Raw genomic sequence first — 7,566 nt, forward strand, 5'->3', positions numbered from 1 at the left:
TTTTTGAGGAAAATCCCTTGCCGATTTCAGGGATTTTTGACGCTTTTTTCTGGTAATTTTAGTGTATCATAAACACTACAAGATTTCCCGCATATATCGGGCTTCTTAAAATGCTCCTCACGCTGTTCCCACTCCAAATATAGCGTTTGTCCTCGTTCCCCTCAAAATGACGTTCAAAGCCTGTTTCGCCACGCTCCGCCGCATAAGCGGCAGGGCGTAGGATATGCTGTTTATTAAGATGTCTGCAAATTTTGGCAACTCCATTCCCTTTTAATGCAAGGTCGAATATCTCTTTTACAACATGTGCCACTTTATCATCTATCAGCAGATGGTTGTGGTCGGCAGGGTCTTTGATATAGCCATAAGGGGCGGTAGTTCCCATGAATTTCCCCTGTTGAAACCTCGCCCGATATGCCGATTTTATCTTAACAGATATGTCAGCGGCATACATTTCGTTTAAAATGTTGCGGAAAGGCGTGATGTCCATAGCAGATTTATTCAAGGTATCTACGCCGTCATTGACCGCTATATACCTCACGTTATGCTCTGGGAAGAAAACTTCCAGATATAACCCACAATCAAGATAGTTTCTCCCCAGACGGGATAAATCTTTCGTAATCACGCAGTTTATCAGACCGCTTTCAATGTCTTTTATCATATTCTGGAAACTTGGTCTTTGGAAATTTGTACCAGAATAACCATCGTCCACATACGTTTTTGCTATGTGCCATCCCTGCTTTTTCACATAATCCGTGAGGATGGATTTCTGTGTCGCAATGCTCGCACTCTCGTTATCCGTACCATCGTCTTTAGATAAGCGGCAATAAATGCCGACTAAATAGATTTTCTTTTCTTCTTTGATTCCTGCCATACTGTAAAACCTCCGTATCTGTCCTATCTGTTTTCATGTCCCATTGCGTACATTCTAAGCGGACAGCCCCTCATTGTCGAAGGTGTCGCCCTCGGCAATCTTCTTCCGAATATCCTCGGAGATAATCGGGACAAACGCTTCTGTAACGGTCTGTGTGCCGACATATTCACGGCTGATTATCATCTGCACTGGTGCTTTTGGCACGATACGCTTTCTCTTTTTATCTGCTTTCTTATCCTCGCCCATACTTAAATCTTCCTTTCCAGACAGGGCAGGGAAGAGTTTGGAAATGTCCCCGCCCTGCCAATCAGATACCATTAATCCTCGCTGTTTAATTCTTTCTGTAATGCTTTAAGGAGTGCCGCCGCTTCATCAGCGTTCAGCGTGATTCCCTTGCCGCACTTTTCACGGTTCGGGGAAAAGCTGCGGATGTCATACTTCGGCTCTTTCCCATTCCATGAAATGAGATTGATTTCCTTTGTGTAGCCACTGTCGCCCGTAGACAATACTGCGATTTCCTTTACGATTTCATACTGGATTTCTCTCATTCTCCATACCTCAACTCTCTGTATTTACTTCCCGAAAAAAGAAGATTAGCGGCTGTCACGGTTGCGTTTCCTCTGCAACTCACGCTCCAAAAGTTTGATGATGGTTTCCTCCATCTGCTTCGGCGTTGTGTTCTTCGGAAAGTATTTTTTCAGCTTGCTTGTGTTGATTTTCAAGGTTTCTTTCTGGTTGCCCTTTTCCTCCGTCATAATCGCAAATATCGTATCCATGTCAAGCCGCCCGCTCTGGCTTAACTGTTTCATCCGCTGTGCCTGTGAGAGTGAGGGCGTTGCTTCTTCGCTCTCCATCGTGGCAAAGAGGTTTTCCTGCTCGTCTTTCTTCAAGAAGGACAGTTCCACCGCAGGCGTGAGGGCGATTTTCCCCTCGTCCACCATCTGCAAAATCGGCGGTATCAGTTCCGTCAGGCGGATAAAACGCTGCACGGTCATCCTGCCCACGCCGAAGCCCTGTGCCACCTTGTCGTCCGTCCGCAACTTCGTCACAACTTGTGACGAGGTTAAGTCTGTGCGGAAACCCTGCCGCTTCATGGCTTCGGATTTCATCTTGTAAGCAAACGCCCGCTCCGATGGCAGGATATTCTCACGCTGCAAATTGCTGTCTACAAGGGTGATGATGGCTCGGTCACGGTCTAAGGGCAGGACAAACGCAGGCACGGTATTTATCCCTGCAAGTTCAGAAGCACGGACACGCCGCTGTCCTGCAATCACTTCATAACCGTCCCCGTCCTCTTTCGGGCGTGTGATTATCGGCGTGACAATGCCAAATTCCTTGATGCTTTCCGCTAACTCTGACAGTGTTTCATCTTCTGCCACATGAAACGGATTGTCGGGGAACGGGTACAAGTCTTTGGTCTTTAACACCTTAAAATCCTGTTTCTTCATTCACATATCTACCTTTCTTTCGCTCTGCTTCTATGATTTTTCTGCAATTCTTCCAACACTTCGGGCGGTATTTTTGACAGCAGCCGCCCCATCTGCTCGTTGGTTCTCTGCAATTCAAATATCTTCTGATTCGCTTTCTGCACCTTTAGTTCCTGCTCGTACTTTTCATCACGCATACGCCCCGCATAGTCTGATTCCTGCCCAATTCTCTCTTTCAAACTGTCGATATACGCCTGCTGTTTCCCGATTTCCTTAGAGAATTTCTCCACGTCTGGCAGCCATGCAGAGAGTAAATCTAACGCTTTATCCCTTTTCTTCCCTGCGTTAAAGGCGTTGATGTCGGATAGGGCAGACACGATTTCTTCATACTGTTTATCAAGCCTGCCGCCTAATTTATAGAGCCATGTGGGGACGTGTTTCCGCTTGGTTTCCATTGAGGACTGCCCCCGTTCAAGCTGATTCCACCGTGAGGACATCCGCTCATGGTAGGCGGTCTGCCACTCGGATAATGATTTCTGGTTGCCTAAGATAGCTTTCGCTGACAGCTTATTGTCTGGCGTAATCGGCACAAAGCAGAGGTGCATATGGGGCGTTCTCTCGTCCATATGGACGACAGCGGAGAGGATATTCTGCTTTCCAACACGCTCCGAAATGAAGTCAAGAGCCGTCTGGAAATACGCTTTTTGTTCTTCGGGCGGTAACTGGTTCATAAATTCTGGTGAAGCTGTGATGAGCGTTTCCACCATCATCACGCTGTCTTTCCTTGTCCTGCACCCCGCTTCGGCTACCATGCGGTTAATCTCTTTCTTGTAGGTGTACTTTGGTGGTGCTATGAGATGGTAATTGTTTTTAGAGCGTTCCATATCTATATCTGGGTTGCTTTTGTAGGCTTCTTTCTTCCGCTCGTTGTGGCGTTCACAAGCCGCAACGCCGCCCGCTTTTCGTTTCTGGAAACGCAGGATTGCATAAGGCATAGGCGGATTCCTCCTTTCTTTCGGCGGGTGACCGTCCTTTGGGGTGACAGCGGTGACGGTGGTGACAGCAGTTTTGGGATACCCCCTGCCGACTGCCGCAACTGTCACCCTCACCCCCTGCATGACGGTCATGTCGATGATGACGGTGTTTTTGGGATACCCCCCTCGCAAGAGCCGTCACCGTCATGCCGCCATTCTTTTATCCGAAGCCGTAAGGCGTAGGATAGCAGGGCACAGCCCTGCCTTAAGGGAGTCCAGAGGGAACGTCTGGCACACGACTTTGCAGGGCAAAGTGTAGTGTGTTACACCCTGTAAACGCAGTCGGAAAAATCGGAATGATTTTTCTGACCGCAGGGGTGGTTTTACACGACCGAAAAGGGCGAGTAAATCTCACGCCTGCATTTTGCGTTTACGGGGTGTTCTCCCGTAGGGATGACAGCGGCAGGGTATCCTAAAATCACTGTCACCACCGTCACTGCTGTCACCCGCAGGGCAGAGCCGCCAGCTTTACATGGCTTTAAGCGTCAATGACAGTAACAGGGGGGTATCCTAATATCGCTGTCACCACCATCACCGCTGTCACCCGCCCTCCTTGCAAGGGCAATCCGCCTGCCGTCTTTCCTGCGGCTGTACTGGTAGCAGATACGGTTCTCGCTTAAAAATGTGGTGCGGTATTCATTCAGCCATTTCGTAATCACCGTGGGTATGGTTTCCGTTTCCCCCATAGCGACTAACAGTTCCGTTGCCGTGCCTATCCATTCTTCCTTATCCCTCATAAAATCCACCAACCGAAAAAGGACATCTGGTATCGTTTCTTTCGCAAGCTGCTCCTGCGTTTTCCGCTCCACAAGCTCCCAACGGCAATCACGGAAACGCAGCGTGTATTCCTGATAAGGCGTGTCCCTGCCCGTCACATACAGCTTGGCGGTGTCAGACGCACGTTTCTCCTTTTCCAGAACAAAGGTAGCGTCCGCACTCCCCGTTAATCCTGTCGTCCCAGACACCTTGTTGAACACGTCGCTGTCATTCTGCTTTCGGATGTGGTGTACGACAATGACCGCCAGAGAGTGCCTGTCGGCAAAGTCTTTGATGAGGGAGATGTCCCCATAGTCGCTTGCATAGGCATTGTCTTTTGAAGCTGTACGGACTTTCTGCAAGGTATCAATGACAATGAGCCTGCTGTCTGGGTAATCTTTCAGATAATCTTCAAGCTGCACGATAAGACCGTCTGACAGCTTGCAGCTTGCCACGGCAAAGTGGAGCCGCCCGCTTGCTTCGTCCGTCAAACGAAATAACCTGTCCTGTATGCGGCAGAACGTGTCCTCAAGGCAGAGGTAAAGCACATCGCCCTCCATTGTCGGCATATCCCATAAAGGGATTCCCTGCGACACGCATAAGCATAGCTTCAGCATGAGCCAGCTTTTGCCTATCTTCTGTGAGCCGCAGAACAGCGATAAGCCTGTCGGGATAAGGCTGTCCACCACAAAGGATGGTTTCTCAAGCGGTTCATAAAGGAGCGTTTCGGCGTTGACTGTCTGTAACTTCTGCATGGCTTTCCTCCTTTCGGGCGGTGTCTTTGTTTTCGTTGCACATAGGCGTTGACCTCCTTAAAAATAGATTTACTCCCACGGAAAAAAGTGAGAGTATGTAATGCCGCCAATCCCACACAAATAAAAAACAGATTTCTTTTTCGGGCGGTGTCGGTCACGGTTGGAGATATTTCTTCAATTTCCGCCTTTACTTTCTCCTTTGCAATCGCAACAGATTTCTGTATTGCCGAAGCGGTGCAATGCTCCATAGCGGCGATTTGGTAAAAATTGAACTCATACTCGTAGTAGAGCAGGAAACGCCGCCTTTGTATCTCTGGAAGGCTCCCAACCGCCTTATAGAGCGTTTCATTCCGTTCTTCCTCAACCATGCGTTCATCAAGGCTCTTAGGCACACGCAACGCCCGTCTGTAAAGGGTTTCGTCCCATACCTCGTTAAACTCCCTGTGCCGCTCGTCCCATTAGAAAAGATTCCTGTTCCTGCGCTCCATCTGCCGAAACTCCATAAAGAACTGTTCCGACACTTCCAACTCGTGGGATTTGCCCTGCCCGTCCTTAAAGCTGATAAAATACCTTGTGCCGCTTTCCGTGGATTCCTCCCGAAGCGTGTATGCCTTAACCCTGTATGCCATCCTGTTGTCCTCCTGCAAAAAATGAGTGAGGGGATTTCCATCCCTCACCCAGTAGCCCGCAGGATGGCAGGCTGTTTTAGAAGCTATAAAATTTTCCGCAGCTTCTTCCGCAGATGGTCTAACCTCGCATAGATGGCACCAGTCGTCAAATGCACAAGCGGGGCAATCTCCTTTGTGGAATACCCCTGCATTTTCAGCAGGACGATTTTCAAGGTACGCCCGTCCACCGTGACTAATACTTGATAGAGATTTTCGCTCTCAATCTCTTCCAGTAACTCCGCAACCGTACCCACTTCCGCCTGCCGCTCCCTGCCTGCCATGTCCTCAAGATATTCCGCAACGTCATTCGTCCATCGGTAAAACCGCCTGTTGGAATTGAAGTCTGCCCTGTCCGCCATGCGTATCTGCTCAATGGTCGCTTCATCAACGCCGCACTCACGCAGCAGCTTTTCCTCCGCTTCTTTCCAGATACGCCATTTCCTGTCCTCCCGTCCGTGGTTGTATGCCATTCTTACTTCCTCCAATCAGAATTGATTGAGAGGGCAGAGAAAAGCCCCCTCATCTTCCCAAAGGAAAAAACAAGGGGGCTGAACGCCTTAAATTTTAATTTTCTATTATCTTTCTTAGTTTTATTAGGATTCTGGCTTTGCGTTTGTTTACAACGCTCTGGGTTATGCCCAACCTCGCCCCGACTTCACGCTCGGAAAGTCCGTCAAAAAAGATTGCCTGTATCAGCTCCTGTTCACTATCCGACAGCAAAGGCAGGGCGGCTTTCAGCCTGTCCACCATGACCGCATTGACAACGGTTTCTGCAATGTCCACCGCTTCATCAGTGATAAAGTCCAGAGGATTCCCCTCGCTGTCCGTAAATCCGTCGAGAGATAGCAGTCTATTCTTTGTATCTAATTTTTGCAGATAACGCCACCGTTCCTTGTCACGGTAGAAGTCTGTGTATTGCTCCCTCACGACTTCAAGCAGACAGCCTTGAATGGGGATAAACAGCTTGTCCATATAGGTCTGGTCGGATTCCCTGCAACGGCAGAACTCCGTGTAGGATAATTCCACATAGCCGCCACTTTCTCTGATATATACCTTTCTTGGTGCATATTTCACCATAAATACCTCCCATCTGAATTTTTGAAATGTAAAAAATCCAGATGGAGAGGCGGAGAACGACACCGCATATCAGAAACAGCCCTACGGCACTTTCCAACAAAAATCGACAAAAGAAAAACCGCAAAGGCTCTGTGACCTTTACGGTTATAGGAAATAGTAATTCTATTGTATGGAGATTGTACTTCTACTTTCAAGGTGAGAAGTACCGTTGCACTGGCAGAAATTTTTTTAACTGGTTTCCTGCCGTTCTCTGATATGCTATGTATTGATAAATTTTGCTTCGTATGAGCAGATAGATAACTGCCCGAAAAAAGGACATAAAAAAAATCCCTCCAAATTTAAAAACAAATTCAGAGGGTAATTTAGGGTATAACAAAATAACCCACCCGAATATCGTTTTTTTTATTTGGTGAGTTTGTTCTTTCAAATACGAAACAAATGCTCATGTACGGTAAAGTATCACAAGAAAATTATGTCGAATTGACAGCCGCCTCCGCTATACCGAATAAGGAAATAAAGAGTCCTCAAATTTTGCGCTACTAAATGAAGACGAGCGGAAGTAATCTCCCGCTCGTCAGTAAACTTAACTATGCCATATCAATCCCGCTTCTTTCCCGCCACCGGCACTAAGAACAGCGCGGGCAACAGCAGGAAAGCGGTACAGACCAGCCCCCAGGGTATGGACACCTGCTGGGCTACCAGCCCCACAATAGGCCCGCCGATGATCTGCCCGAAAGAGTCCAGCTGTCCGCTGGTGGAAAAGACTGTGGCGCGCATTTTCTCATCCACATGGTCGTTCATCCAGGCGGCCAGCACAGGCTCCTTGATGGTGCGCATAAGCCCCGCCAGCAGGAACACCAACAACATGAACCAAAAGCTCCGCCCCACCGCGAAGAGAACCAGGCACAGGATATACCCGGCGCTGGTGGACATGACCACACTGGTTCGGCTGACAGTCCCTTTTTTCTCCATGCGGGC

The 7,566-nt window shown here is 48.5% G+C and carries 7 protein-coding genes and 3 pseudogenes; all 10 read right to left on the reverse strand.

The genetic code is table 11. The features are described from left to right. Positions 1-76 precede the first annotated feature (76 nt). Positions 77-871: pseudogene (locus WMO25_RS12135) on the reverse strand (recombinase family protein); the annotation flags it as partial. A gap of 54 nt (positions 872-925) precedes the next feature. Beyond that, entirely contained in the window at positions 926-1,117 is a 192-nt protein-coding gene (locus WMO25_RS12140) for a hypothetical protein (RefSeq protein ID WP_001820669.1), read from the reverse strand. Between the two features lie 71 nt (positions 1,118-1,188). Next, positions 1,189-1,419 carry a YdbC family protein gene (locus WMO25_RS12145; RefSeq protein WP_001206986.1) on the reverse strand — a complete coding sequence of 77 codons (231 nt, stop codon included), beginning with the start codon at positions 1,417-1,419 and terminating at the stop codon, positions 1,189-1,191. Positions 1,420-1,464: 45 nt separating this feature from the next. Next, complete coding sequence (locus WMO25_RS12150; protein ID WP_000743700.1) at positions 1,465-2,319, reverse strand: ParB/RepB/Spo0J family partition protein; 855 nt, start codon at positions 2,317-2,319, stop codon at positions 1,465-1,467. Between the two features lie 8 nt (positions 2,320-2,327). Beyond that, positions 2,328-3,293 carry a MobV family relaxase gene (mobV, locus tag WMO25_RS12155; RefSeq protein ID WP_001820668.1) on the reverse strand — a complete coding sequence of 322 codons (966 nt, stop codon included), beginning with the start codon at positions 3,291-3,293 and terminating at the stop codon, positions 2,328-2,330. Between the two features lie 517 nt (positions 3,294-3,810). Next, a pseudogene (locus WMO25_RS12160) lies at positions 3,811-4,843 on the reverse strand (AAA family ATPase). A gap of 154 nt (positions 4,844-4,997) precedes the next feature. Further along, positions 4,998-5,472: pseudogene (locus WMO25_RS12165) on the reverse strand (RNA polymerase sigma factor). An 83-nt stretch (positions 5,473-5,555) separates the two neighbouring features. After that, entirely contained in the window at positions 5,556-5,981 is a 426-nt protein-coding gene (locus WMO25_RS12170; protein WP_000323895.1) for an RNA polymerase sigma factor, read from the reverse strand. A gap of 94 nt (positions 5,982-6,075) precedes the next feature. Further along, entirely contained in the window at positions 6,076-6,585 is a 510-nt protein-coding gene (locus tag WMO25_RS12175) for a sigma-70 family RNA polymerase sigma factor (protein ID WP_105116765.1), read from the reverse strand. Between the two features lie 600 nt (positions 6,586-7,185). After that, on the reverse strand, positions 7,186-7,566 hold a 381-nt coding region (locus tag WMO25_RS12180; RefSeq protein ID WP_349085519.1), incomplete at its 5' end, for an MFS transporter.

This window comes from Coprococcus intestinihominis, assembly GCF_040096555.1.
Classification (GTDB): Bacteria; Bacillota; Clostridia; order Lachnospirales; family Lachnospiraceae; genus Coprococcus_A; species Coprococcus_A intestinihominis.